The 24,494-nt window shown below is 61.9% G+C and carries 25 protein-coding genes; 14 read left to right on the top strand and 11 right to left on the bottom strand.

The annotated features are described in order from the left end of the window. The first annotated feature begins 79 nt into the window (after positions 1-79). Positions 80-1,219, top strand: a complete 1,140-nt coding sequence (locus RWK44_RS22595; RefSeq protein ID WP_316029402.1) for an adenosylhomocysteinase — start codon at positions 80-82, stop codon at positions 1,217-1,219. Positions 1,220-1,226: 7 nt separating this feature from the next. Here RWK44_RS22595 and RWK44_RS22600 read toward each other — a convergent pair whose 3' ends face one another. Then, entirely contained in the window at positions 1,227-2,123 is an 897-nt protein-coding gene (locus tag RWK44_RS22600) for a LysR family transcriptional regulator (RefSeq protein ID WP_025393312.1), read from the bottom strand. Positions 2,124-2,285: 162 nt separating this feature from the next. On the opposite strand from RWK44_RS22600, the gene RWK44_RS22605 reads away from it, so the two are divergent. The 4 genes from RWK44_RS22605 (at position 2,286) to RWK44_RS22620 (ending at position 6,988) form a co-directional block, all read left to right on the top strand. Further along, positions 2,286-3,725, top strand: coding sequence for an FAD-linked oxidase C-terminal domain-containing protein (locus RWK44_RS22605; protein ID WP_168284993.1), 1,440 nt, complete (start codon positions 2,286-2,288; stop codon positions 3,723-3,725). After that, entirely contained in the window at positions 3,722-4,921 is a 1,200-nt protein-coding gene (gene glcE, locus RWK44_RS22610; protein ID WP_168284992.1) for a glycolate oxidase subunit GlcE, read from the top strand. The genes RWK44_RS22605 and glcE overlap by 4 nt, the downstream gene beginning before the upstream one ends. 251 nt (positions 4,922-5,172) lie before the next feature. Continuing rightward, a complete protein-coding gene (gene glcF / locus RWK44_RS22615) occupies positions 5,173-6,483 on the top strand; it encodes a glycolate oxidase subunit GlcF (protein ID WP_316029403.1) in 1,311 nt (436 codons plus the stop codon). 64 nt (positions 6,484-6,547) lie between these two features. After that, a complete protein-coding gene (locus tag RWK44_RS22620; RefSeq protein WP_168256720.1) occupies positions 6,548-6,988 on the top strand; it encodes a hypothetical protein in 441 nt (146 codons plus the stop codon). Between the two features lie 115 nt (positions 6,989-7,103). Here the strand turns inward: RWK44_RS22620 and RWK44_RS22625 are convergent, their stop codons facing one another. The 3 genes from RWK44_RS22625 to RWK44_RS22635 all read right to left on the bottom strand — a co-directional run bounded on the left by RWK44_RS22625 (position 7,104) and on the right by RWK44_RS22635 (position 9,581). After that, the gene (locus tag RWK44_RS22625; RefSeq protein WP_077976637.1) at positions 7,104-7,778 is read right to left on the bottom strand and encodes an outer membrane protein; all 675 of its coding nucleotides are present in this window, start codon (positions 7,776-7,778) and stop codon (positions 7,104-7,106) included. 120 nt (positions 7,779-7,898) lie between these two features. After that, the gene (locus tag RWK44_RS22630) at positions 7,899-8,591 is read right to left on the bottom strand and encodes a L,D-transpeptidase (protein ID WP_017959135.1); all 693 of its coding nucleotides are present in this window, start codon (positions 8,589-8,591) and stop codon (positions 7,899-7,901) included. A 240-nt stretch (positions 8,592-8,831) separates the two neighbouring features. After that, positions 8,832-9,581, bottom strand: a complete 750-nt coding sequence (locus RWK44_RS22635) for a L,D-transpeptidase (RefSeq protein WP_025393318.1) — start codon at positions 9,579-9,581, stop codon at positions 8,832-8,834. A gap of 249 nt (positions 9,582-9,830) precedes the next feature. Between RWK44_RS22635 and RWK44_RS22640 the strand changes: the two genes are divergently transcribed. After that, on the top strand, positions 9,831-10,460 hold the full coding sequence (locus RWK44_RS22640) for a DNA-3-methyladenine glycosylase I (protein ID WP_168285258.1): 630 nt from the start codon (positions 9,831-9,833) through the stop codon (positions 10,458-10,460). After that, complete coding sequence (locus RWK44_RS22645; RefSeq protein WP_131666259.1) at positions 10,457-10,960, top strand: hypothetical protein; 504 nt, start codon at positions 10,457-10,459, stop codon at positions 10,958-10,960. The genes RWK44_RS22640 and RWK44_RS22645 overlap by 4 nt, the downstream gene beginning before the upstream one ends. 19 nt (positions 10,961-10,979) lie before the next feature. Here RWK44_RS22645 and RWK44_RS22650 read toward each other — a convergent pair whose 3' ends face one another. Beyond that, positions 10,980-11,684 (bottom strand): HAD family hydrolase, encoded by a 705-nt coding sequence (locus RWK44_RS22650; RefSeq protein ID WP_025393321.1) that lies wholly within the window; start codon positions 11,682-11,684, stop codon positions 10,980-10,982. Between the two features lie 236 nt (positions 11,685-11,920). Between RWK44_RS22650 and RWK44_RS22655 the strand changes: the two genes are divergently transcribed. Beyond that, positions 11,921-12,970 carry an aldo/keto reductase gene (locus RWK44_RS22655; RefSeq protein ID WP_316029404.1) on the top strand — a complete coding sequence of 350 codons (1,050 nt, stop codon included), beginning with the start codon at positions 11,921-11,923 and terminating at the stop codon, positions 12,968-12,970. 157 nt (positions 12,971-13,127) lie between these two features. On the opposite strand, the gene RWK44_RS22660 is transcribed toward RWK44_RS22655, so the two are convergent. Further along, the gene (locus RWK44_RS22660; protein WP_316029405.1) at positions 13,128-13,889 is read right to left on the bottom strand and encodes a hypothetical protein; all 762 of its coding nucleotides are present in this window, start codon (positions 13,887-13,889) and stop codon (positions 13,128-13,130) included. Positions 13,890-14,019: 130 nt separating this feature from the next. Here RWK44_RS22660 and hisS point away from each other — a divergent pair, with 130 nt between their 5' ends. From hisS to hisG, 3 genes are all read left to right on the top strand, one after another. Further along, positions 14,020-15,540, top strand: coding sequence for a histidine--tRNA ligase (gene hisS, locus RWK44_RS22665; protein WP_221946964.1), 1,521 nt, complete (start codon positions 14,020-14,022; stop codon positions 15,538-15,540). Between the two features lie 177 nt (positions 15,541-15,717). Continuing rightward, a complete protein-coding gene (locus tag RWK44_RS22670) occupies positions 15,718-16,839 on the top strand; it encodes an ATP phosphoribosyltransferase regulatory subunit (protein ID WP_316029406.1) in 1,122 nt (373 codons plus the stop codon). Further along, the gene (gene hisG / locus RWK44_RS22675) at positions 16,836-17,531 is read left to right on the top strand and encodes an ATP phosphoribosyltransferase (protein WP_020048629.1); all 696 of its coding nucleotides are present in this window, start codon (positions 16,836-16,838) and stop codon (positions 17,529-17,531) included. The genes RWK44_RS22670 and hisG overlap by 4 nt, the downstream gene beginning before the upstream one ends. 78 nt (positions 17,532-17,609) lie before the next feature. Here the strand turns inward: hisG and RWK44_RS22680 are convergent, their stop codons facing one another. After that, positions 17,610-18,026, bottom strand: a complete 417-nt coding sequence (locus RWK44_RS22680) for a DoxX family protein (RefSeq protein WP_131642848.1) — start codon at positions 18,024-18,026, stop codon at positions 17,610-17,612. 213 nt (positions 18,027-18,239) lie between these two features. Here RWK44_RS22680 and RWK44_RS22685 point away from each other — a divergent pair, with 213 nt between their 5' ends. Further along, the gene (locus RWK44_RS22685; RefSeq protein WP_316029407.1) at positions 18,240-18,950 is read left to right on the top strand and encodes a glutathione binding-like protein; all 711 of its coding nucleotides are present in this window, start codon (positions 18,240-18,242) and stop codon (positions 18,948-18,950) included. A 174-nt stretch (positions 18,951-19,124) separates the two neighbouring features. Here RWK44_RS22685 and RWK44_RS22690 read toward each other — a convergent pair whose 3' ends face one another. The 4 genes from RWK44_RS22690 to RWK44_RS22705 form a co-directional block, all read right to left on the bottom strand. Further along, the gene (locus RWK44_RS22690; RefSeq protein WP_316029449.1) at positions 19,125-19,571 is read right to left on the bottom strand and encodes a hypothetical protein; all 447 of its coding nucleotides are present in this window, start codon (positions 19,569-19,571) and stop codon (positions 19,125-19,127) included. A gap of 634 nt (positions 19,572-20,205) precedes the next feature. After that, positions 20,206-21,849, bottom strand: a complete 1,644-nt coding sequence (gene groL / locus RWK44_RS22695; protein ID WP_003545786.1) for a chaperonin GroEL — start codon at positions 21,847-21,849, stop codon at positions 20,206-20,208. Between the two features lie 72 nt (positions 21,850-21,921). Continuing rightward, complete coding sequence (gene groES, locus RWK44_RS22700) at positions 21,922-22,218, bottom strand: co-chaperone GroES (protein WP_003545797.1); 297 nt, start codon at positions 22,216-22,218, stop codon at positions 21,922-21,924. 95 nt (positions 22,219-22,313) lie between these two features. Continuing rightward, positions 22,314-22,616, bottom strand: a complete 303-nt coding sequence (locus RWK44_RS22705; RefSeq protein ID WP_020048634.1) for a hypothetical protein — start codon at positions 22,614-22,616, stop codon at positions 22,314-22,316. On the opposite strand from RWK44_RS22705, the gene RWK44_RS22710 reads away from it, so the two are divergent. Then, on the top strand, positions 22,609-23,457 hold the full coding sequence (locus tag RWK44_RS22710; protein WP_316029408.1) for a TIGR01459 family HAD-type hydrolase: 849 nt from the start codon (positions 22,609-22,611) through the stop codon (positions 23,455-23,457). The two genes, RWK44_RS22705 and RWK44_RS22710, sit on opposite strands and share 8 nt — an antisense overlap. 31 nt (positions 23,458-23,488) lie before the next feature. Beyond that, positions 23,489-24,472: a bifunctional riboflavin kinase/FAD synthetase gene (locus RWK44_RS22715; protein ID WP_316029450.1), complete on the top strand. Its 984-nt coding sequence runs from the start codon at positions 23,489-23,491 to the stop codon at positions 24,470-24,472. The last annotated feature ends 22 nt before the right edge of the window (positions 24,473-24,494 follow it).

Genomic DNA, 24,494 nt, shown 5'->3' on the forward strand with positions numbered 1-24,494 from the left:
CCCCTTCGCCAGAATTACTTCCATACTCGCAGCCCTATTGCTCCGCTAAAAACAGCGCCACGCAAATAGGAAAGAGATGATGGAAAAGAGCGCAATCCGCATCGACTGGATCGGCAACAGCTGCCGGCTGCTTAAGGCGACGGCGGCCGAATTCGAACGGACGCATCCTTTGAAGGGCCTGTCGATCGGCACCGGCATTCATTTGGAGCCGAAGACGGTGGCGCTGCTGATGACGCTTCGCGCCGGCGGCGCGCGTCTCGTCTGCACCGGCAATCTCAACAGCACCCAGCCATCGACGGTCGAGTTCCTGCGCTCGCAGGGCATCACGGTCTTTGCTACCCAGACAACCGATCCCGCCGCGCATCATCGGAGCCTCGAAGCTGTGATCGCCGAAAAGCCGGATCTGCTGCTCGACAATGGCGGCGATCTTTTCGCCATCGCGGCGGAAAAACCCTACACCAATCTCCGCGGCGGCACCGAGGAAACCACCTCGGGCCGCACCCGCCTGCTGCGGCTGCGCGAGCGCCTGAACATGCCGATCCTCGTCATCAACGACAGCCCGATCAAGCAGTTCGCCGAAAACAGGCATGCCGTCGGCCAGAGCCTGTTCGAAAGCTATCTGCGCTTCACCAACCGCTCCACCAACGGCAAATGCGTGACGGTCTTCGGCTACGGCGCATGCGGCAAGGGTACGGCTGCCTGTTTCCGCAATGCTTTTTCCACCGTCAGCGTCGTCGATATCGATCCGGTGACGACGCTCGAAGCCCATCTCGATGGCTTCGTCACGCCGCTCCGCGACGCGGCCATCCGCTCGGCCGACATCATCATCACCGTCACGGGTTTTGCCGGTATCGTGACGGCAGCCGACCTGCCGCTCGTCAAGGACGGCGCGATCCTGATGAATGGCGGCCATTTCCCGCATGAGATCGATGTCGAGGCCTTCCGCCGCCATTCCGATGTCGTCGGCATCGACCGTTATGAGACCGATCATATCGAGACCTTCCAATTGAGTGACGGCCGCTCCTTCCACGTGCTCGGCGGCGGCCACATGGCCAATCTCGCCGGCCCGCGGCCGCTCGGCAATACCGTCGAATCGATTCAGGCCCGCTGCCTGGAACGCATCGCCAGAGGCGAAGCCGGTCCCCAATCCTGCATCGTGCCTGTGCCCGCCGATATCGATGCGATGGTGGCGAACGCCTATCTCGATCTGGCGCGCTGAAGCGGCGTCAACGCTCCCAATAGGGGACAGGCCCGTAAAGTTCCGCCAGATAGTCGATGAACAGTCGCACCTTGGCCGGCAGGAACTGCCGGCTGGGATAGACGGCCGACAGCGCTACATTGTGCGAGCTCTCATAGGCCGGCAGCACCTGCACCAGGCGGCCACTCTTGAGCTCTTCGCCGATGTCCCAGGTGGAGCGCAGCGCGATCCCGAGACCGGCGATGACAGCCTCGCGGATCACTTCGCTGGAATTGGTAATCAGCAAGCCTTCCGGCCTGAGACTCAGCGCCCCGTCCGGCCCCTTTAGCCGCCAGGTGTCATTATTGTGGGCCGGCAGGCAGCGATGGTGTTTCAGCTCGTCGATATGCTTCGGCTCGCCATGCGCCGCGAGGTAATCCGGCGAAGCGCAGAGCAGCCGGCGCACCGGCGCCAGCCTTCGGGCAACGAGGCTCGAATCGGTGAGTTCGGCGATGCGGATCGCCAGATCGAAGCCGCCGCCGACAATGTCGCTGAATTCGTCGGTCAGCACCAGGTTGATCGCAAGCTCCGGATGCGCCTCCATGAAATCCTTCAGGTGCGGCGCGATATGCATGCGCCCGAATGAGGTCGGGGCCGAGATCTTCAGCGTGCCGTGCATCTGCGCCGAGCGGCCGGAAATATAGAATTCCGCCTCTTCCAGCCCGGCGAGAATGCCGAGAACACGGTCGTAAAAGCCCTGTCCGGCTTCCGTCAGCGAGATCTGCCGCGTCGTGCGCTGCAGAAGCCTTGTGCCGAGCCGGTCCTCCAGCCGCTTGATCCGTTTGGAGACCACGGCCGGCGAAAAGCCGAGCGCCCGCCCGGCGAGCGACATGCTTCCGGTCGAAACGACCTTGGCAAAGATTTCGAGATCACCCAAATTGGTCATAAGGTTTTCGTGACTTTTTCCCCTTTTGGCATAAGTGCTTAGCATTTGCGCCACTTTCGGGAAAGTGCTAAGCCGATCTATCGGCGGGAGGGAGGTTTGCAGCCGGTTTCCGCTGTCATCTTCCCGCTGTCATTCCCCGTCGTCAGGGCCAGGGAGAACGCCATGTCCGACGCCATTTCGTTTCTCGAGCCGCGCGCCGACGTGCTGGCGCGCCGCGCCCAGATCGTCGCCGATCTGACCGATCTTCTGCCGCCGGAATGCCTGGTGCATGAGGCGCGCGAACTGGTGCCGTTCGAGACCGACGCCTTCGTGTCCTATCGCCGCCTGCCGCTCGCCGTCGCCCTGCCGCGCACCACGGCTGAGGTTTCGGCCATCATGCGCTATTGCAATCGCTACAGCATTCCCGTCGTGCCACGCGGCGCCGGCACCTCGCTTTCCGGCGGCGCCATTCCGCAGGAGGATGCCGTCGTGCTCGGCCTGTCGAAGATGAACAGCATCCTCGAAATCGATCTGCCGAACCGCGTCGCCGTGGTTCAGGCGGGCGTCACCAATCTCAACATTTCCGAATCCGTCTCCGTGGACGGCTTTTTCTACGCGCCTGACCCGAGCTCTCAGCTTGCCTGCACCATCGGCGGCAATATCGGCATGAATTCCGGCGGCGCCCATTGCCTGAAATACGGCGTCACCACCAATAATCTGCTCGGCGTCAGGATGGTGCTGGTCGATGGCACGGTGATCGAGCTTGGCGGCAAGGCGCTGGATGCGGCCGGCTACGATCTGCTCGGCCTCATCTGCGGCCACGAAGGCCAGCTTGGCATCGTCACCGAGGCAACGGTGCGGCTGATCGCCAAGCCGGAAGGCGCGCGCCCGGTGCTCTTCGGCTTCGAAAGCTCGGAGGAGGCCGGCGCCTGCGTTGCCGATGTCATTGCCGCCGGCATCATTCCGGTTGCGATCGAATTCATGGACAAGCCGGCGATCGAGATCTGCGAGGCCTTCGCCCATGCCGGATACCCCCTCGATGTCGGGGCGCTGCTGATCGTCGAGGTCGAGGGATCGGAAGCGGAGATGGACGCCGCGCTGAAGGACATCGTCGAGATCGCCCGCCGGCACGCTGTCAAGACCGTGCGCGAATGCCAGTCAGCGACCGAGGCGGCATTGATCTGGAAGGGCCGCAAATCCGCCTTCGGCGCCACCGGCCGCATCGCCGACTATATCTGCATGGACGGCACCGTGCCGCTCAGCCAGCTCTCCTACGTGCTGAAGCGGACCGCCGAGATCGTCGATCATTACGGCCTGCGCGTCGCCAACGTCTTCCATGCCGGCGACGGCAATATGCATCCGCTGATCCTTTTCAACGCCAATGATCCGGAGGATGCCGCCCGCGCGGAAGCCGCCGGCAACGATATCCTGAGGCTCTGCGTCGATGCCGGCGGCTGCCTCACCGGCGAACATGGCGTCGGCATCGAGAAGCGCGACCTGATGCGCCACCAATATTCCGAGGCGGACCTCGCCCAGCAGATGGGCGCGCGTGCTGCCTTCGATCCCGGCTGGATCCTCAATCCGTCGAAGGTATTCCCGCTCGAAGGGCGTCCCGCCGTATGATCGATCTGATGCCGAAGACCGAGGAAGAGGCATCAGTGATCGTCCGCGCCCATGCGGAAGCCGGCCGGCCGCTGGCAATTTGCGGCGGCGACAGCCGCTCGGGCTTCGGCAATGCGGTTGCCGCCGAAGACCAGCTGCGCTCGAGCGAAATCTCCGGCATCGTCGCTTACAACCCCGGCGAAATGGTCATGACCGTCCGATCCGGCACGCCGCTTGCCGAGGTCGAGGCGGCACTTTCGGAGAGCGGCCAGATGCTCGCCTTCGAGCCTATGGATCATCGCCCTGTGATGGGCACGTCGGGCGAGCCGACCATCGGCGGCGTCTTTGCCGCCAATGTTTCCGGTCCGCGCCGGCTGATCGCCGGTGCCGCCCGCGACAGCCTGCTCGGTGTGCGCTTCGTCAACGGCAGGGGCGAGATCATCAAGGCCGGCGGCCGAGTGATGAAGAATGTCACCGGCCTCGACCTCGCCAAGCTGATTGCCGGCTCGCACGGCACGTTGGGTTTCCTCACCGAAGTCACCTTCCGTGTGCCGCCGCGCCCGAAGACGGAGCGGACGGTGGTGCTATCAGGTCTGAACGACGCCGAGGCGGCAAACGCCATGGCGGCGGCGATGGCCCTGCCGGTGGAAGTCTCAGGCGCCGCCCACCTGCCGCTGACGGTGACGTGGAAATTCCTCGCCGGCACATTGCCCGAGGGTGAGGCGACGGTTCTGCGCATCGAAGGCTTGGCCGGCTCGGTCGACGTGCGCGTCGAAAAGCTCGTGGCGGCCATGTCGGCCTTCGCCACGGTCACGCGGCTGGAACAGCCGGAAAGCTCCAGGCTCTGGCAGGAAATCCGCGACGTGCTGCCCTATGCCGATGACACCGCACGACCGGTCTGGCGCGTCTCGGTCGCCCCCGGCACCGGCCATCAGCTGGTCGCAGCCCTTCGCCTCGAGGCCGGCATCGACGCCTTCTACGACTGGCAGGGCGGCCTCGTCTGGATGCGCATGGAGGCCGGCCCCGAAGCCGAACTGGTCCGCCGCTACATCAAGGCGCTCGGCGGCGGCCACGCAACGCTGATCCGGGCATCGGGTGAGGCGAGGGCGGTCACCGCTGCCTTCCACCCGGAGCCCGAGGCGGTGGCGATGTTGTCTCGGCGGGTGAAGGAAAAATTCGATCCGGCCGGCATATTCAATCCGGGCAAGATGGGGTGAGGAACAAGATGGGTCTGCGTCTGAGATACCCCCCTCTGTCCTGCCGGACATCTCCCCCACAAGGGGGGAGATTGGCTGGGGGCTATGACTTCGCCAAACAATTCGGGCAGTGCGACTCCGACACAGCAGATAGGAAGCGATGGTCCAACCTCTTGTTGATCTCCCCCCTTGTGGGGGAGATGTCCGGCAGGACAGAGGGGGGTATTCCAGACACAACCCCCGACATCCTCCCAAAGCGGAGGCTCCGCTAGATGCAAACCAATTTTACCCCGACCCAGCTCCTCGACCCCGACGTCGCCGAATCCGAGCAGATCCTGCGCAAATGTGTCCATTGCGGCTTCTGCACCGCCACCTGTCCCACCTATGTGACGCTCGGCAACGAGCTCGACAGCCCGCGCGGCCGCATCTACCTGATCAAGGACATGCTGGAAAACGGCCGGCCCGCCGATGCCGAAGTGGTCACCCATATCGACCGCTGTCTCTCCTGCCTTGCCTGCGTCACCACTTGTCCCTCCGGCGTCGATTATATGCATCTGGTCGACCATGCCCGCGCCCATATCGAAAAGACCTATAAACGCCCCTTCATGAATAGGCTGACGCGCGCCATCCTTGCCGCCGTGCTGCCCTATCCCGGCCGTTTCCGCCTGGCGCTCAATCTCGCCCGCCTCGGGCGGCCCTTCGCCGGCCTGATGCGGGGGCGCGCGCTGAAACCCTTTGCCGCCATGCTGGCGCTTGCGCCGCGCCGCATCCCCGCCGCTTCGGACTTTGCAAAGCCCGGCACGTATCGGCCCGAGACGGAACGGCGCGGCCGGGTGGCGATGCTTTCCGGCTGCGCCCAGCCGGTGCTCGATCCCGGCATCAACGCGGCGGCGATCCGCCTGCTGACGCGGTTTGGCGTCGAGGTCGTGATGCCGGAAGGCGAGGTCTGCTGCGGCTCGCTGGTCCACCACATGGGCCGTGCCGAACAGGCGCTTGCTAGCGCGCGTGCCAATGTTGATATCTGGACACGCGAGATCGACGGGCAAGGCCTCGACGCGATCATCATCACCGCTTCGGGCTGCGGCACGACGATCAAGGATTACGGCCACATGCTGCGCCTGGATCCCGCCTATGCCGCAAAGGCGGCCAGGGTCTCAGCGCTGGCCAAGGACGTCACCGAATATCTGGCAACCCTCGACCTGCCGGCGCACACGCCGAAGGGCATCACGGTCGCCTATCATTCCGCCTGCTCCATGCAGCACGGCCAGCGCATTACGCTCGCGCCGAAGCAATTGCTGAAAGCGGCGGGCTTTACGGTGCGCGATCCGGCGGAAGGTCATCTCTGCTGCGGCTCCGCCGGCACCTACAACATCATGCAGCCGGAGATCTCGGCCGCGCTGAAGGCGCGCAAGGTCAAGAACATCGAGGCCACCAAGGCCGATATCATCGCCACCGGCAATATCGGCTGCATCACCCAGATCGCCACCGGCACCGGCATGCCGATCCTGCATACGGTCGAGCTTCTCGATTGGGCCTATGGCGGCGCTGTGCCGGAAAAATTAACAGGTTTGCCGTTAGGCTGAGACCTATTGCAGCGCCGCGCATCTTTTCGAGAGCCGCAAACGACGCTGTCTCGGAGGTTGGGCAATGTGGCGTGGAATGATCGTATTTGCGGGACTGCTCGGTGCGGCAGGTGCTGCCCATGCCGACAGTCGCTTTTTCTGTTCCGCCGATGACAAGGAAGCGCGCTTCACGGTCGAAAGCGGTTTCGAAAGCGCTGCCGGCCACAAGCTCAACCATTTCCGCGGCGCGCTGATCGTCAAGGATCCGGCCCAAGAGGCGGTGTTCGGAAAACGTGTTTTCGAATCGCAGCACCTGACCAACCATTGGTCACGTGACGGCGAACTGCTCATGGAAGTCTTCGACGGCGGCGAAGATGATACCGGTGGAGCAACGCTGGATCTGGTGGTCGTCGCCGGCGAGCGCGGCAAGCCGGCCGCAAATTTCAGCGGCAGCTATTCCCTGACCATCGAAGGCGGTGAAAAACCCTATGCCGTCGAGGGCAAGGTCAGCTGCGGCACCAAATAGAGCAATTTCAGGCAAAGCGCGAAGCGGTTTTGCCGGGAATTGCGTAACAATAAAAGGTTAGAGCGGTTCTGCGCTTCTATGCGCTGAACCGCTCTAACACCGCAGCTGAAATTTGTTACCAGTGGAACGAAACGCCGACGTTGACGGCATTCGTGAAGATATTGGTCTTCAGGTCCACGCCGCTATCGATCGGAACGTCGATGCGCGAATAGGTGCCCTTGTATTCGACGAAGGTCGACCAGCGCTCGGTCACCTTGAAGTCGACGCCGGCCTGGGCCTGCAGCGTCACGCCGCCGAATTCGTAGGCCCAGGTCTTGCCCTCGGGACGAATCACTTCGACATGCGGAATGTTCACGCCGATACCGGCGCCGAGATAGGGCGTCCAGCGGCGGGCCGGATCCTGGAAGCGGTAGAGACCGTTCACCGTGATGAGGTTCAGGCCGTCGGTGAATTCGAAATGCGACCAGCCGGCCTTGGCCAGCGTATCGTCGTCGGCATAGACCTTGTCATGGGTAAAATCGAGCGAGATGCCCCAGTTCGGCTTGTTGAAGTCCTCGAGCCACCAGGTGACGCGGGCACCGTAATAAGGCGGGCTGCCGAAGGACTTGCCTTCCCAGCCGGCGGTGAAACTCGTGCCGTCCGAAAGGTCGACGCCGCTGTGCGGTGCGGTCTGGTAGCCGCCGTAAATGGAGAATTGCAGGTCTTCCGCCAAGGCGGAAACTGCCGAACAGACGGTAAAAAACGCGATGCCCGCAAGCAAGGAAGCGGAGGAACGCAGCGCAGATATCATTGAATAGCCCCGAAACAAATATGTCGACTCTTAGGCACGTGTGCCAGCTTTTGGCCGCAAAGTCTAAGCAAAACAAAAGGCGCGTCAAACTGCGCCTTTCGTTTTTTTGGTAAGTGTTGCTCAGCCGCCGAACATCGTGCGCAGCACGTCGATGCCCCTGTCCTCGAACGCCACTTTGCCCTGCCTGTTGCCGGGGCCGATGACGATCACCTTGGTGCCGACGGAGGCGCGATCGTAAAGATGCATGACGTCGGCGTTCATCATGCGGATGCAGCCGGAAGACATGTTGAGGCCGATCGTCCAAGGCTGGTTGGTGCCGTGGATGCGGAAGATCGTGTCGCGGCCGCCCTGGTAGAGATACATGGCGCGGGCGCCGAGCGGATTGTCCTCGCCGCCTTCCTGGAAAGCGGGAATGATATGGCCCTTGGCGGCTTCGCGGCGGCGCATCTCGGCCGGCGGCGTCCAGCTCGGCCATTCGGCCTTGCGGCCGATCTTGACGACCCCCGACCAGCCGAAGCCGTCGCGGCCGACGCCAATGCCGTAGCGGGTGGCGCGATTGTTGCCTTCGACGAGATAGAGATACTTGTTGTTGGTATCGATGATGACGGTGCCGGCGGCCTCCGTCGTGACCAGCCGCACTTTCTTGCGCTTGAACTGCGGCTTCACATATTTCGGCATCTGCGCCACGCGCACGATCTGCGCCGGGCGCCGTGCATTGTCGGACGCGGAGCCGGCGGGTGCAGCAAAGGCGGATGTGGACATCAAGGACAGGACAAGTCCGGCAGCAGCCAGACCCGACATTAGTTTGATCATGATCGATTCCCCTCAAGCAAATCCGCTCGAAGCTACATGAACTTCTGCCCGATTCAAGATCGGTGTGGCCGGATAAAACATTTTTTGGAGAAGGGGAGCCGGATGTTCTTGCGGCTCCTACTGCATAATTTATCCTCAAATCGGAATCGACGTAAGGAAAAATTATGCAGCAATTTAAAGAATTAGAGCGCCCCTTGCGCATCAGAAAAGACGCGCGGCGCTGTAAGTATTGCGCCGCCGTTACATGACGATGACGCGGGTCCCGACATTGACGCGGTCGTAGAGGTCGACGACGTCTTCGTTGCGCAGGCGGATGCAGCCGGAGGAAACGGCGCTGCCGATTGACCAGGGCGCGTTGGTGCCGTGGATGCGGTAAAGCGTCGAGCCGAGATACATGGCGCGCGCACCGAGCGGGTTTTCCGCCCCGCCATCCATGCGCGCCGGTAGATAATGGCCCTTGGCGGCTTCGCGGCGGACCATCTCGGAAGGCGGCGTCCAGTCCGGCCATTCGGTCTTGCGGGTGATCTTGTGGGCGCCTGCCCATTCGAAGCCCGGCTTGCCGACGCCGACGCCATAACGCCGCGCCTTGCCGCCTTGCATCACCAGATAGAGGAAGCGGTTGTTGGTATCGATGACGATCGTGCCGGGCTTTTCCGTGGTGTCGTAATCGACCATTTGCGGCAGGTATTGCGGTTCGATCGGGCGGCGGATCGACGGAATGCCGGGATTGATCGCCGAGACGGTCTGCGGTGCGGCCTGCGGCGCCTGGCGCAGCACGCGGCGCTGGAAAAGGCCGCGCTGCTGCTGGCGGATGACCGGCCGCTGATAGACGACGGGACGAACCCTGCCGCCGCCCAGCTGGTTGATCCAGGGCGCAGTCAGATCGGGGCTGAGCACGACGGGCGGGCGGGTGGCGTAGCGGTCGTCTGCAATGGCGGCCGTGGAGAAAATGCCGAACAGGGTTGCGGCAAGAACAAGCTGTTTCATCATCGGACGAACTCTCTACAAATGACCGAAAATGCGGCTGGCGGGACAGGTCCGCCCGGGCGGAGATGTTCCGCCCGGGAAAGACGCTGCCACCCTATCCGCCAGCGAATGGTAAAGATCGATTCATGAAAAGCCGACCGACGGGATAAACTTTTCGTCAGGGTTACCGTTCGGTTTGGAAAGACGGTTTGCAAATGGTAAAGCCGGAATCATGAGCAGAGAACGAAGCGGACCCCCGCAGAATGAAGGATCATGAGCGCGACTGGCATCATCATCGGCGAGGACGGCAGGAGCCGCTGCCACTGGCACGCCAACCTGCCCGATTATCTCCGGTATCATGACGAGGAATGGGGCCGCCCCGTCACCGATGATACCCGCCTCTTCGAGAAGATCTGCCTCGAAGGCTTTCAGTCCGGTCTTTCCTGGCTGACGATCCTGCGCAAACGCGAGAATTTCCGCGCCGCCTTTTCAGGTTTCGATTTCGAAAAGGTCGCCCTCTTCGGCGAAGGGGATGTCGCTCGCTGTCTTGCCGATGCCGGCATCATCCGCCATCGCGGCAAGATCGTCTCGACCATCAACAATGCCAAGCGCGCAATCGAACTCCGGGACGAATTCGGCTCGCTCGCCCATTATTTCTGGCGTTACGAGCCCGGCCATAACGAGCGGCCGGCGGTGGTCGACCGCGAGCATATCGTCGCCAATCCGACGACGCCGACATCGGTGGTCATTTCGAAGGATCTGAAGAAACGCGGCTGGACCTTTGTCGGCCCGACCACAGTTTATGCTTTCATGCAGGCGATGGGTCTCGTCAACGATCATCTGGAAGGCTGCTTCTGCCGGCCCGAGGTCGAGGCGATGCGCACCGCTCTGGTTCGCCCATGAAAGATCATTCCGTGAGAACACTGATCGCAGCCGCTGCCCTTTTCCTCCTGACCGTCTCCGCCATGGCGCAGACGCCGCAGCTCGATCCCGGCGAGAAGCTGGAGAAGCTGCAATTCCCGGCCGTCACCATGCAGTTGAAGGGCTGGACGAAGTTCGGCAATGGCCATGTTTATACGCTGCCGGTGCGCGCCGGCCAGCACCTGAAGATCAGTTTTTCCACCAAGAGCAAATTTGCCTTCCTGGCGATTTTCGACCTGTCGAAACCCGATGACGAGGCCTTCTTCGGCACCGACGAGGACGGCATGAGCTTCGAGACGACGATCAAGGAAAACGCCACCTGGCTGCTGCGTCCCTATTATTCCAAGGTCTCGCCGCGCCGTGGCCTCGGCGCTCCCTTCAGCATCCTGATCGAGCCGCTGGTGGCTGCGCCGCCAGCGAAACCGCCGGCCGAGCCGGAGCGCCCCTCGCTCTTCCCGAAGGCCCCGCCGAAGCGGCAATGAGGCAGAGGGTGTGCCCGGCTTAGCCGAGCCGGTCGATCAGGTCGCGCAATTCGCCGAGGTGGTCGATCTTGCGGAAACGCGGCGCCTCTTTTGGCTCGTCCACATGTTCCAGCACCCAGGTCAGTTCGTGCGGCACGAAGACGCCGTAGCTGCCGGCGGCGATTGCCGGCACGATATCCGATTTCAGCGAATTGCCGACCATCATCGCTCGCTCCGGCCCGTCGCCGACCTTGGCGAAGATGCGGCGATAGGTGACTGCCGTCTTGTCGGAGACGATCTCGACGGCATCGAAGAAGTCGCCGAGCCCGGATTGGGCAAGCTTGCGCTCCTGATCGAAGAGATCGCCCTTGGTGATCATGACGAGCAGGTATTTGCCGGCAAGCGCCTCCAGCGTATCGCGCACATGCGGCATCGTCTCGACCGGGTGATTGAGAAGATCGCGGCCGGTATCGAGGATCTTGGCGATCACGCTCGCCGGCACCTTGCCCTCGGTGATCTCGATTGCGGTTTCGACCATCGACAGCGTGAAGCCCTTGATGCCGAAGCCGTAATGGCGAAGGTTGCGTTTTTCGGCCTCCAGCAGCCGTTCGGAAATCTTCGGTCCTTCGGCGAAATCGGCAAGAAGCCTGGTAAAATGCGCTTCCGTCAGCCGGTAATATTGTTCGTTCTGCCAGAGCGTATCATCGGCATCGAAGCCGATCGTGGTCAGTGGTCGCGTTGCCATATGCGTACCTCTTAAAATATGGTCGGCAATCTATCGGCGGCCTGTGTCGAGACAAGGGCATCGCCTCCGCAGAGCCAAGCTACGGCGTTGAAAAGCGCCGCCGCCGCACTACATGAAAATCGCCTCACCTTGCAGCCAGCCACGGCTGTGCCTGTCATATGCAGGCCAATAATCAAAAAATGAAGTTCTTGAGTTCGCAAGCCCTCTTGCGGCAGACACAAAGGAATTTTTCCACCATGCGTTACAATCAACTCGGAAATACGGGGCTTTTCGTCTCGGAAATCTGCCTCGGCACGATGACCTTCGGTGAAGCCAAGCAAGGCAGCGCCTGGGGCGCCATCGCCGATGTCGACCAAAATGCCGCCGACCGGATCGTCGAGCGCTCGCTTGCATCAGGCGTCAATTTCATCGACACGGCCGATGTCTATTCATTCGGCGAGTCCGAACGGCTGCTCGGCCAGGCGCTGAAGAACCTCGACATCCCGCGCAAGGACGTCGTCATCGCCACCAAGGTCTACGGCGTCATGGGCGACAAGCCGAACGACCGCGGCGCCTCGCGCGGCCACATCATGGATTCGGTCGAGGCGAGCCTCAAACGCCTGCAGACCGATCATATCGACCTCTATCAGATCCACGGGACCGATACGGTGACGCCGATCGAGGAGACGTTGCGCGCTCTCGACGATCTCGTTTCCCGCGGTCTCGTGCGCTATATCGGCGTCTCCAACTGGCAGGCCTGGCGCATTTCCAAGGCGTTGGGCCTCTCCGAACGCCGGAGCTTTGCCCGTTTCGAAACCGTGCAGGCCTATTACTCCATCGCCGGCCGCGACCTCGAACGCGACATCGTGCCGATGATGCAGGAGGAAAAGCTTGGCGTGATGGTCTGGTCGCCGCTCGCCGGCGGTCTGCTCTCCGGTAAATATGGTCCGGGCGCGCCCGGCAATGGTGAAGGCCGCCGCGCCAGTTTCGATTTCCCGCCCGTCGACAAGGACAAGGCCTGGGCCTGCGTCGCCGTCATGCGCGAAATCGCCGAAAAACACGGCGTCAGCGTCGCCACCGTGGCGCTCGCCTATATCCTCGCCAAACCTTTCGTCACGACGGTCATCATCGGCGCCAAACGTGTCGACCAGCTCGACCAGAACCTTGCCGCCGTCAAGCTCAAGCTTGATGAAGACGATATGAAGAAGCTCGACGAGGTGAGCGCACTTGCGCCCGAATATCCGGGCTGGATGCTGGCGCGACAGGGCGCCGGGCGCCGGCCAGCCGATTTCGAGCCGAAGGACTGAGATCTCATAAGTCTTGGGGAACGCCGGACATCCGGCGTCCCCTTTTCCTCAACGATCGACTACTTGCCGTGGGCCCTGAGCCAGGCGTTCATCTCGGCGATCTCGGTTCGCTGTGAATGTCGGCTGCAACCCAATACTGCCGGCGGTCACATCCGGATCACCAGCCGGCAATGACCTTGTGCTCGATCCTATAATCCTTGCTTTCTTCGCCGAGCGGAGCGACCGGCCATGTCCAGGCCGCTTTTGCCAGCGGCGGCAAAACGCCGTGCAGCAGGTCGGCCTCCTCATGCGTCCTGCCGTTGCGGTCGATGACGGCATAGGCGATATCGGTCACCAGGCAGTTGCGGCAGGGAAGCCCCGACAGTCCGGTCAGATGTGCCGAGATCAGCCTTTCCACCGTGTCTTCAGGCATTCGCCCGGCCTCGGCCTCATGGCGCCGTTTCACGCCGCGGCCGATCTGCGACAACAGGTTGGCGGAAACCACGAAATCGAGATAGGGCACGCCGCGCAGGAAGCCGAGCGGTTCAGGCTCGCGGCCGGTGGCGAGGTCGTCATAGCCGGAAAGGTCGCGCTCGATCAGCCGGACATTGCGATAGCCCTTGGCCGACAGCCACAGGCGCACCGAGGCGAGATGAGCGAGATCGACCAGGACGACGGTGTCGAAATCCCGCGCCAGCACTTCGATCGGCACGTCGCGCAACAGGCCGGAGCCGAGCACGACGGCCGTCCGTTTCTGCCGGAGATCGGCCGTAGCCGCCAGGATCGCCTTCCGGCTCATCTCCTCATGTTCGGCCCAATCCGCCGAACAGCGCCCGGCCCGCGACCAGAGATTGACGGAATAGCGGATGAACTTTCGATACGGCTTGCCGGTCAGCGGCAAGGTCGCGGCATAGAGAAGCGCCTCAGTGATCATGAGCATATCCGCATTTCTGATGGACGCCTCTTCGTTCAATCGATTCCGGTCTTGAGATCAAGTCCCTTCGCCCTTGCCGCTCCCCGCCCAATCCGCTAGGAAACCGCCACTGTCACAGTCAGTGGAATCCCCGGAAATGAACGACAAGCAGAAGAAACCGCAAAAGCTCAAGGCCCGCCTGCCGCGCGGCTTCGTCGACCGGACGGCCGGCGATATCCGCGCCGTCAACGAGATGACGGCAAAGATCCGGGAAGTCTATGAGCATTATGGTTTCGATCCGCTCGAAACGCCGCTGTTCGAATATACCGATGCGCTTGGCAAGTTTCTGCCCGATAGCGACCGGCCGAACGAGGGCGTGTTCTCGCTGCAGGACGATGACGAGCAATGGATGTCGCTGCGCTACGACCTGACGGCGCCGCTCGCCCGTCATGTCGCCGAGAATTTCAACGAGATCCAGCTGCCCTATCGCACCTATCGCGCCGGCTACGTCTTCCGCAACGAGAAGCCAGGCCCAGGCCGGTTCCGCCAGTTCATGCAGTTCGATGCCGATACCGTCGGCGCGCCTGGTGTTCAGGCCGATGCCGAAATGTGCATGATGATGGCCGATACGCTGGAAGCCCTCGGCATCAAGCGCGGCGATTACCTCATCCGCGTCAATAACCGCAAGGTTCTGGATGGCGTGCTCGAGGCGATCGGTCTCGGCGGCGACGACAAGGCGGGGCAACGGTTGAACGTGCTGCGCGCCATCGACAAGCTCGACAAGTTTGGCCCGGAGGGCGTGGCCCTGCTGCTCGGTCCCGGCCGCAAGGATGAATCCGGCGACTTCACCAAGGGCGCAGGGCTCGATCAGGCGCAGATCGACAAGGTACTGTTCTTCGTCGGCATCAAGGACTATGCCGAAAGCGCTCAACGCCTCGCCGAGCTGGTTGCGGGAACCTCCAAAGGTGGCGAAGGCGTCGACGAGCTGAATTTCATCGGTGCGCTGGTGACCAGCGCCGGCTATGGCCCTGACCGCATCAAGATCGACCCCTCCGTCGTCCGCGGCCTGGAATATTATACGGGTCCGGTCTATGAGGCCGAACTGACCTTCGACGTCACCAATGAAAAGGGCGAGAAGGTCGTCTTCGGTTCGGTCGGCGGCGGCGGCCGTTATGACGGCCTCGTCTCCCGCTTTATGGGCCAGCCGGTTCCGGCGACGGGCTTTTCGATCGGCGTCTCCAGGCTGATGACGGCGCTGAAGAACCTCGGCAAGCTCGGCGCTAGCGAGGTCATCGAGCCGGTGCTGGTGACCGTCATGGACGGCGATGTCGAGGCGATGGGCCGTTATCAGAAGATGACGCAGGAACTGCGCGCCGCCGGCATCCGCGCCGAGATGTTCCAGGGCAACTGGAAGAAGTTCGGCAACCAGTTGAAATATGCCGATCGCCGCGGCTGCCCCGTCGCCATCATCCAGGGCGGCGACGAGCGCGCCGAAGGCGTCGTGCAGATCAAGGATCTGATCGAGGGCAAGCGGCTCTCCGGCGAGATCGAGGACAATGCCAGCTGGCGCGAAGCGCGCGTAGCGCAGGAAACGGCGCCGGTAGCCGACCTCGTCGCCAAGGTGAAGGAGATCCTTGCTGCGCAGGCCGAAGATCGGAAAAGGGCGGCGAATGCGTAGCAAACCCCTCCCCAACCCCTCCCCACAGGGGGGAGGGGCTTCAAGTGGCGCCGCTGTGCCCAACTCGGCGTTTGCTTCACCGAGGAAACTCTCAATTTATTTCGGCGATCGCCGCGGGTTAGTCCCTCCCCCCTGTGGGGAGGGGTTGGGGAGGGGTCTTTTTCCAGGAGCGTCACTATGCCCCTGATCAATCTCCCCGAATTCGCCAACGACCTGCTTGCCGAATTCATCGAGCGCAACGCCGAGCGCATCGACACGCCTGTCATTCAGCCGGCCGAACCTTTCCTTGACATCGCCGGCGAAGATCTGCGCCGCCGTATTTTCATGACGGAGAGCGAAACCGGCGCCAGCCTTTGCCTGCGTCCCGAATTCACCATTCCCGTCTGTCTGCGCCACATCGAGACGGCAACCGGCACGCCGAAGCGTTACGCCTATCTCGGCGAGGTTTTCCGCCAGCGTCGCGACGGCGCCAACGAATTCTATCAGGCCGGCATCGAGGATCTTGGCGATATCGACCTATCAAACGCCGACGCCCGCGCCATCGGCGATGCCACCGGCATTCTCGCCCGCCTGCTGCCGGGCCGGCGCTTAGCCGTGACATTAGGCGACCAGGCGGTGTTCGAGGCCGTCGTCCAGGCGCTCGGTCTGCCGCTCGGCTGGCAGAAGCGCCTGATCCACGCCTTCGGCAATATGACGCAGCTGGAGGCACTACTTGCCAGCCTGGTCAGCACGCAATTCGTCACCGGGCTGGACGATGATATCGCCAGGCTTGTCGCATCAGGCGACGAGCAGGCGCTCGTCGCCCATCTCGAGCGCGAAATGCAGAAGACCGGCTATTCGACGAATGCCGGCCGCTCGCCTCTCGAGATCGCCCGACGGCTCAAGGAAAAGCTCATCCTGTCCGAAACGCGCCTCGACGATGCCGCCTTCCATGTGCTGGAAGAGTTCCTGTCGCTCGACGTGCCGCTCGTCAATGCGTCCGCAGCCCTTTCCGGTTTCGCTGATGCCGCCGGCCTGAAACTCGGCAACGCGCTCGCCCGCTTCAATGGCCGCGTCGCAGCACTTTCCAATGCCGGCGTCGATCTTTCCTGCCTCGACTACCGCGCCGCCTTCGGACGGCCGCTCGACTATTACACCGGCCTCGTCTTCGAGGTGACAGTCGAAGGCTCGACCGCAGTTCTGGCCGGCGGCGGCCGTTTCGACCGGCTCCTGACTTTCCTCGGTGCGACGGACCGCATCCCGGCCGTCGGCTTCTCCTTCTGGCTCGACCGCATCGAAACCGAGAGGACAGCCGCATGACCATCACCATCGCGCTTCCCTCCAAGGGCCGGATGAAGGAAGACGCGTCGGCGATCTTCGAGCGTGCCGGCATGACGATCTCGGCGGTCGGTAACGATCGCTCCTATCGCGGCCGCGTCGAAGGCTGGGACGATGTGGAAATCGCCTTCCTCTCGGCTTCCGAAATCTCCCGTGAAATCGGCAACGGCACCGTCGATTTCGGCGTCACCGGCGAGGATCTGATGCGGGAAGGTTTTGCCGAAGTCGACAAGCGCGTCGAATTCTGCGCCCGCCTCGGCTTCGGCCATGCCGATGTCGTTGTTGCTGTGCCGGAGATCTGGCTCGATGTCGAGACCATGGCCGATCTCGTCGATGTCGCCGCCGATTTTCGCGCTCGCCACGGCCGACGCCTTGCCATCGCCACCAAATACTGGCGGCTGACCCAGCAGTTCTTTTCGAGCCAGCACGGCATCCAGCTTTATCGCATCGTCGAAAGCCTGGGCGCCACCGAGGGCGCTCCCGCCGCGGGCTCGGCCGATATCATCGTCGATATCACCTCCACCGGCTCGACGCTGCGGGCCAACCACCTGAAGGTGCTCCAGGACGGTGTCATCCTGCATTCGCAGGCCTGCCTGGTGCGGGCCCGAAAGGAAAGCCACGCCGGCGAGCCCGCCGTGCAGGCGATCATCGAGGCGGTGCGCGCGGCCCTCTGATCCCGGCCATTCAGGCACGAGAAAACCCGCCGTCGGATGACGGCGGGTTTCGTATTTGCGGGAGGATGTCTGCTGGTATCAGGCGGCCACGTAGGCGCCGCGGCGTGCGTCGATCGAATAGGCACCGGCACCAACGGTGGCGAGCAGGATGTACGCACCGGCCAGCGTGACGTTCTTCATGACCATGATCTGGTTGAGAATATTCACGAGTTCCGTGCCGCTTGCGTAGGGCAGGTGGAAGGCAACACCCGTGAAGACACAGAAGGCGGCGAGCAGCCAGCCGGCGATGCGGACCTGGAAGCCTGTGAGAACCGCAAGGCCGGCCAGCAGTTCGAAAAGGCCTGCGACATAGGCCAGCAGGGTTGCTGCCGGCAGGCCGGCACCGGCGATCATGCCCGCAGTACCGGCAGGATCGGTGAGCTTCATGAAGCCGGAAAGGATGAACATGAAGGAAAGAAGAATACGGGCAATCAGGATGATGACGTTGTTCGACATGGACGTTGTCTCCGTTTCAAGGACTTTGGAGATCTTGGTGCCCCGGCACCGGTTCGACCTCGGATGCCTCTATGTCGCTCTTTTCTTGCGTTGTGGAAAGATAAACGAAAGGGGACAGTTCGTTCACTAATATGGAACGATCTCTCTTGAGGTCTCCCCGCTTGCCTTTGCCAAGCCCGGTTTTTATGGTCAGCACCCAACATGGAGAATCCGATGGCAGATCTTTCCGCATTTCCGATCACGACGCGCTGGCCGGCGAAAAATCCCGACATCATCCAGCTTTATTCCCTGCAGACGCCGAATGGGGTGAAGGTCTCAGTCGCCCTCGAAGAGCTCGGCCTTGCCTATGAGCCGCATTATATTTCCTTCGCCGCCAACGAGCAGAAATCGCCGGAATTCGAATCCCTCAATCCGAACGGCCGCATTCCTGCGATCATCGATCCGAACGGGCCGGATGGGAAGCCGATCGGCCTTTTCGAATCCGGCGCCATTCTGCTTTATCTCGCGGAGAAAACCCGCAAGCTCATCCCTGCCGATGCCGCCGGCCGATATGAAACCATCCAGTGGGTGTTTTTCCAGATGGCGGGCATCGGTCCGATGTTCGGCCAGTTCGGCCATTTCTACAAATTCGCCGCCGACAAGGTCGCCAACAACGCCTACCCGGTGGAACGTTATCGCGATGAATCCAAGCGCCTGCTCGGGGTGCTTGAAGACCGGTTGAAGGGCCGTCAGTGGATCATGGGCGATCAGTACACGATCGCCGACATCACCACCTTCACCTGGGTTCGCGGTGCCGATATTTTCTATGGTGGCCGCGAGGTGCTCGAATACGCGAAATTCCCCGCCATCTCGGATTGGCTGGAGCGCTGCATCGCTCGTCCGGCAAGTGCCAGAGGCCTCAACATACCGGTCAAGCCGGAGTAACGAACGACCCAAGAGATCGCCGATCCCCCCTCATCCGGCTGCCGCCACCTTCTCCCCGTAAACGGGGCGAAGGGACAAGCCGCGACCTTTCCGTTCCCCGCCTACCTACCGCAGGGCACGTCCCCTCGCCCCGCGAGCGGGGAGAGAGTTAGGGTGAGGGGCAGCCATTCCGGCCTATCGTCGGCTTGTGATCTGCTTTGCGCCTTCCAGCTTGAAGCGTGGAAAGACGAGGACGCCGACCATGCTGCCGCCGAATTTTTCTTCCAGACCGTTGGACTCGCCGATGCAGAAGAGCGGCTGGCGAAAGCCGTTCGGCATGATGATCGTCGTCGAAAAACAGAAGGAGGAGCAGCGCGCCGCCGCCTGCTCGAACAGCTCCAATATGTGGCTGCGGTCCTTGGCATCATAGCAGCGGATCAGGCTGAGCAGTCCGCATTCCTGTGCGGCGAGGCCGTGCAGCATCGCGCTCCATTCGCCGAGACGGAGCATGCCGCTCGAAAAATCTCCAGTCCAGGCTTCGGAAACGGAAAACTGCGCCAACATCTTATGATTTTGATTGGCGTCATCAAGCGTGCTGGGTGTCAAAGGTACGGCTGCATTGGCTCTGGCGATGTTAAACAAGGCGTCCCCCCGTTCGGATGCGGCTCCTCGGCCGCACGCTCGGCAAACACAAAGAAACAGGATCACGCAGCAGCGGGCATGATGCCCGCGCTTACCTCCGGCGATTATTGCCACGGCCATCTGGCCTCCGTAACCGGAGCTCCTCAAAGCCGAACGTTCACGTATCGCCTTCCGCGCTCCGGCCTCGTCCATTGGCGAAAAATTATCGCCGGGCGCGCATTAATTCAGCGCGGATTTATAGGAGCTTTTGGACAAACGGCAACGGCTTTTTAAGGGGTCTTCGGATCGGCCTCTTTTCTTAGGATGTCTGCATCTTCGGCCTATTTCGCGAGAATTGGCATGGGAGGATCAGCTTTGAAAGCTTTGCAAACGTTTTCACTCCACGTCAGGTCGGAAATACTGCAGCAGCACTGCGATCTCTCGCATGTCGGCAGGCTGATAAATACGCAGGCAGCGCAAGTTTGGCGCAAGCTTCGTGCCCGGAGCCCGCAAGAGAGAACTGCGCAGGCGTTCGTCGGCTATGCAAATCACTGTGCCGCGCGTCGAATCGCTTTGGGCAAAAGAAAAGGGCGACCCGAGGGCCGCCCTTCCTGTTCCGGATGCCGGAATGGTGGTCAGTGATGGCTTTCGCCGATCACATCATGTCCATTCCGCCCATGCCACCCATGCCGCCCGGCATGCCGCCGCCAGCCGATTCTTTCTTCGGCAGTTCGGCAATCATGGCTTCGGTGGTGATCAGCAGCGATGCAACAGAAGCAGCGTTCTGCAGCGCCGTGCGAACGACCTTGAGCGGGTCGACGATACCCATGGCGATCATGTCGCCATATTCGGACGTCTGGGCGTTGTAGCCGAAGTTGTCTTCGTTCTTGTCGAGGACCTTGCCGACAACGATCGAGGCTTCGTCGCCTGCGTTTTCAGCGATCTGACGAACGAGCGACTGCAGGGCGCGGCGAACGATGTTGATGCCGGCTTCCTGGTCGTCGTTTGCACCCTTGACGGTGATCTTCGTGGAGGAGCGGAGCAGAGCGATACCGCCGCCGGGGACGATGCCTTCCTGAACTGCAGCGCGCGTCGCGTTGAGCGCGTCGTCGATGCGGTCCTTCTTTTCCTTCACTTCGACTTCCGTCGAGCCGCCGACGCGGATGACGGCAACGCCGCCAGCGAGCTTGGCAAGACGTTCCTGCAGCTTCTCGCGGTCGTAGTCCGAAGTGGTTTCTTCGATCTGCGCCTTGATCTGGGCAACACGGCCTTCGATGTCGGTCTTGGCGCCCGAACCGTCGACGATCGTGGTGTTTTCCTTGGAGATCGAAACCTTCTTGGCACGGCCGAGCATGTCGAGCGTGACGGATTCGAGCTTGATGCCGAGATCTTCGGAGATGACAGTGCCGCCCGTCAGGATGGCGATGTCTTCGAGCATGGCCTTGCGGCGGTCGCCGAAGCCAGGAGCCTTGACGGCAGCAATCTTCAGGCCGCCGCGCAGCTTGTTGACGACGAGCGTTGCAAGGGCTTCGCCTTCGACGTCTTCAGCGACGATGAGGAGCGGCTTGCCAGTCTGAACGACGGCTTCGAGAACCGGGAGCATCGACTGCAGGTTCGAGAGCTTCTTCTCGTGAAGGAGAATGAAGACGTCTTCGAGGTCGGCGATCATCTTTTCCGGGTTGGTCACGAAGTACGGGCTGAGGTAGCCACGGTCGAACTGCATGCCTTCGACGACTTCGAGTTCGGTTTCGGCGGTCTTGGCTTCTTCAACCGTGATGACGCCTTCGTTGCCGACCTTCTGCATGGCTTCAGCAATGTCGAGACCGACCTGCTTGTCGCCATTTGCCGAAATCGTGCCGACCTGTGCAACTTCTTCCGAAGTCGAGATCTTCTTGGCCTTGGCCTGGAGATCCTTCACGACGTCGGCGACAGCAAGGTCGATGCCGCGCTTCAGATCCATCGGGTTCATGCCGGCTGCAACGGCCTTGTTGCCTTCGCGAACGATCGCCTGGGCAAGAACGGTAGCCGTCGTGGTGCCGTCGCCGGCGATGTCGTTGGTCTTCGAAGCAACTTCGCGGACCATCTGTGCGCCCATGTTTTCGAACTTGTCTTCGAGTTCGATTTCCTTGGCGACCGAAACGCCGTCCTTGGTGATGCGCGGAGCGCCGAAGGACTTGTCGATGATGACGTTACGGCCCTTCGGGCCGAGCGTGACCTTCACTGCATCGGCGAGAATGTCGACGCCGCGCAGCATCTTTTCGCGCGCGGTGCGGCCAAACTTGATTTCTTTAGATGCCATATTCTTAACTCCTGAATTCGAGTTGTTCGGGCAAAAGGCCCGTCAGCCATTTCGGGAAAGCAGGTCGGCCGATCAGCCGATGATGCCCATGATGTCGGCTTCCTTCATGATCAGAAGGTCTTCGCCGTCGATCTTGACTTCGGTGCCGGACCACTTGCCGAACAGAATGCGGTCGCCAGCCTTGACGTCGAGTGCGACGACCTTGCCGGACTCATCGCGCGCGCCGGAGCCGACGGCGACGATTTCGCCTTCCTGCGGCTTTTCCTTGGCGGTATCGGGAATGATGATGCCGCCCTTGGTCTTGGCTTCGGACTCAACGCGGCGAACAACGACGCGGTCGTGAAGGGGGCGGAAGTTGGTGCTTGCCATTGTCTAATCCCTCGATCGAATGACATTCGCGGACCGGAGTGGCCCACATGGATAGATGTTAGCACTCCCTTGCGGTGAGTGCTAGCGACGAGCATTTAGGGATGGCTCCGAGAGGAGTCAATGAGAGCAATCACGAATTTTTGTGCCGGAATTGTGAAGAGACCGGAGAATAGTCGGAGATTGCGGCCGAAACCCGCGCAGGCGAACTTTGCCGAACTCGTCCGCCGTCGGCGATCTGCCGCTTGGCGATAATCGTCAAACCCTTTGCCTTCCGCTTTGTCGGACCGCCGTTCGAGCTCTTCGCATTGGCCCGGCAGCGAAGAAAATGCCTTGCCATCGCCTTGCGCCTTTGCAATGTCACCGGTGACTGAAGCAAATCGGGAAATCGGAATGGCCAAGCGGATAGAAAACTTCTCGGAGATATCAGATCGCTATGATGTGGTGCTCTGCGATGTCTGGGGCGTCGTTCACAATGGCGTCGATCCGTTCCCGAAGGCGGCCGCAGCCCTTGAAGCGGCACGCGGCAGCGGCCTCGCCGTCGTCCTCATCACCAATTCGCCGCGCCTTTCCTGGCAGGTGGTCGAGCAGCTGCGCCAGATCGGCGTTCCCGACAGCGCCTATGACAGGATCGTCACCTCTGGCGACGTCACGCGCGGTTTGATCGCCGAAGGGCCGAAGACCGTCTTTCTGCTCGGCCCCGAGCGCGACAAGGCGCTTCTCGAAGGTATTGGCGTCGAGCGCCGGCCGGCGGGCGAAGCGCAATCGCTGGTCTGCACCGGCTTTTTCGACGACGAGACGGAGAAGCCGGAGGATTACACCGACATGCTTCTCGATTTCAAAGCCCGCCACGTGCCGATGATCTGCGCCAATCCCGACCTCGTTGTCGAGCGCGGCCATCGCATCATCCCCTGCGCCGGCGCCATGGCCGCCTATTACCAGCAGCTCGGCGGAAAAACCCGCATCGCCGGCAAGCCGCACCGGCCGATCTACGAGGCGACACTTGCGGCTGCCCGCGAGCTTCGCGGCGATTTCCCGGTCGACCGCGTGCTGGCGATCGGCGACGGCATGCCGACCGATGTGCGCGGCGCCTTGAATTACCGCCTCGACCTCCTCTACATCAGCGGTGGTATCCACGCTAAGGAATATACTCTCAACGGCGAGACTGATGAGGCGATCCTCAACGCCTATCTCGAACGGGAAAACGCCGCGCCGAAGTGGTGGATGCCCCGCCTTGCATGAAGACACGCCTTGCATGAAGAGAAGCCAGCCGATGACCGTCTTCCACCGCAATGAAACCCGCGAACCCCTGCCCGCCCATCTGAAGGGCGGCGTCATTGCCATCGGCAATTTCGATGGCGTGCACCGCGGCCATCAATCGGTGCTGAGCCGGGCGCTCGAGATCTCCAAGGCGCGCGGTATCCCCGCTTTGGTGCTGACCTTCGAGCCGCATCCGCGCACGGTCTTCCGGCCGCAGACACCGGTCTTCCGGCTGACGCCGGCGCCGCTGAAGGCCCGCATCCTGGAAACGCTGGGTTTCAGCGCCGTCATCGAATATCCCTTCGACTACGAGTTCTCGCAGCGCTCGGCCGATGATTTCATCCATTCGATCCTGAAGGATTGGCTCGGTGCCTCCGAAGTCGTCACCGGCTTCGATTTCCATTTTGGCCGCGGCCGCGAGGGCGGTCCGGCCTTCTTGATGAATGCCGGCCATGCCTACGGCTTCGGCGTCACCCTGATCGATGCCTTTCGCGACGAAAACGCCGATGTCGTCTCTTCGAGCCATATCCGCGCGCTGCTGAAGGAGGGCAATGTCAGCGAAGTCGCCGGCATGCTCGGTTACCGCTATACGGTGGAAGCTGAGGTGATCGATGGCGAAAAACTCGGCCGGCAGCTTGGTTTCCCGACAGCCAACATGCGCCTGCCGCCGGAGGTCGATCTTGCCGCCGGCATCTACGCCGTCCGCTTCCGCCGACAGGACGGCACGCTCCACGATGCCGTCGCAAGCTATGGCCGCCGCCCGACGGTGACGGAAAACGGCGCGCCGCTGCTCGAAACCTATCTTTTCGATTTCAGCGGCGATCTCTATGGCCAGCGCTGCTCCGTCTCCTTCTTCGGCTATCTCCGCCCGGAGCTGAAATTCGACGGCCTCGATCCGCTCGTCGCCCAGATCAAGCGCGATGAGGAAGAGGCGAGGGCGCTGCTTGCAGGTGTTAAGCCGCTCGGCGCTCTTGATCAGAAACTCTGCTTTTCCTGAGGTCGCCTTGAGTGCGGCTGTC

Source organism: Rhizobium sp. 25PS6 (assembly GCF_032464655.1).
Lineage (GTDB): Bacteria > Pseudomonadota > Alphaproteobacteria > Rhizobiales > Rhizobiaceae > Rhizobium > Rhizobium laguerreae.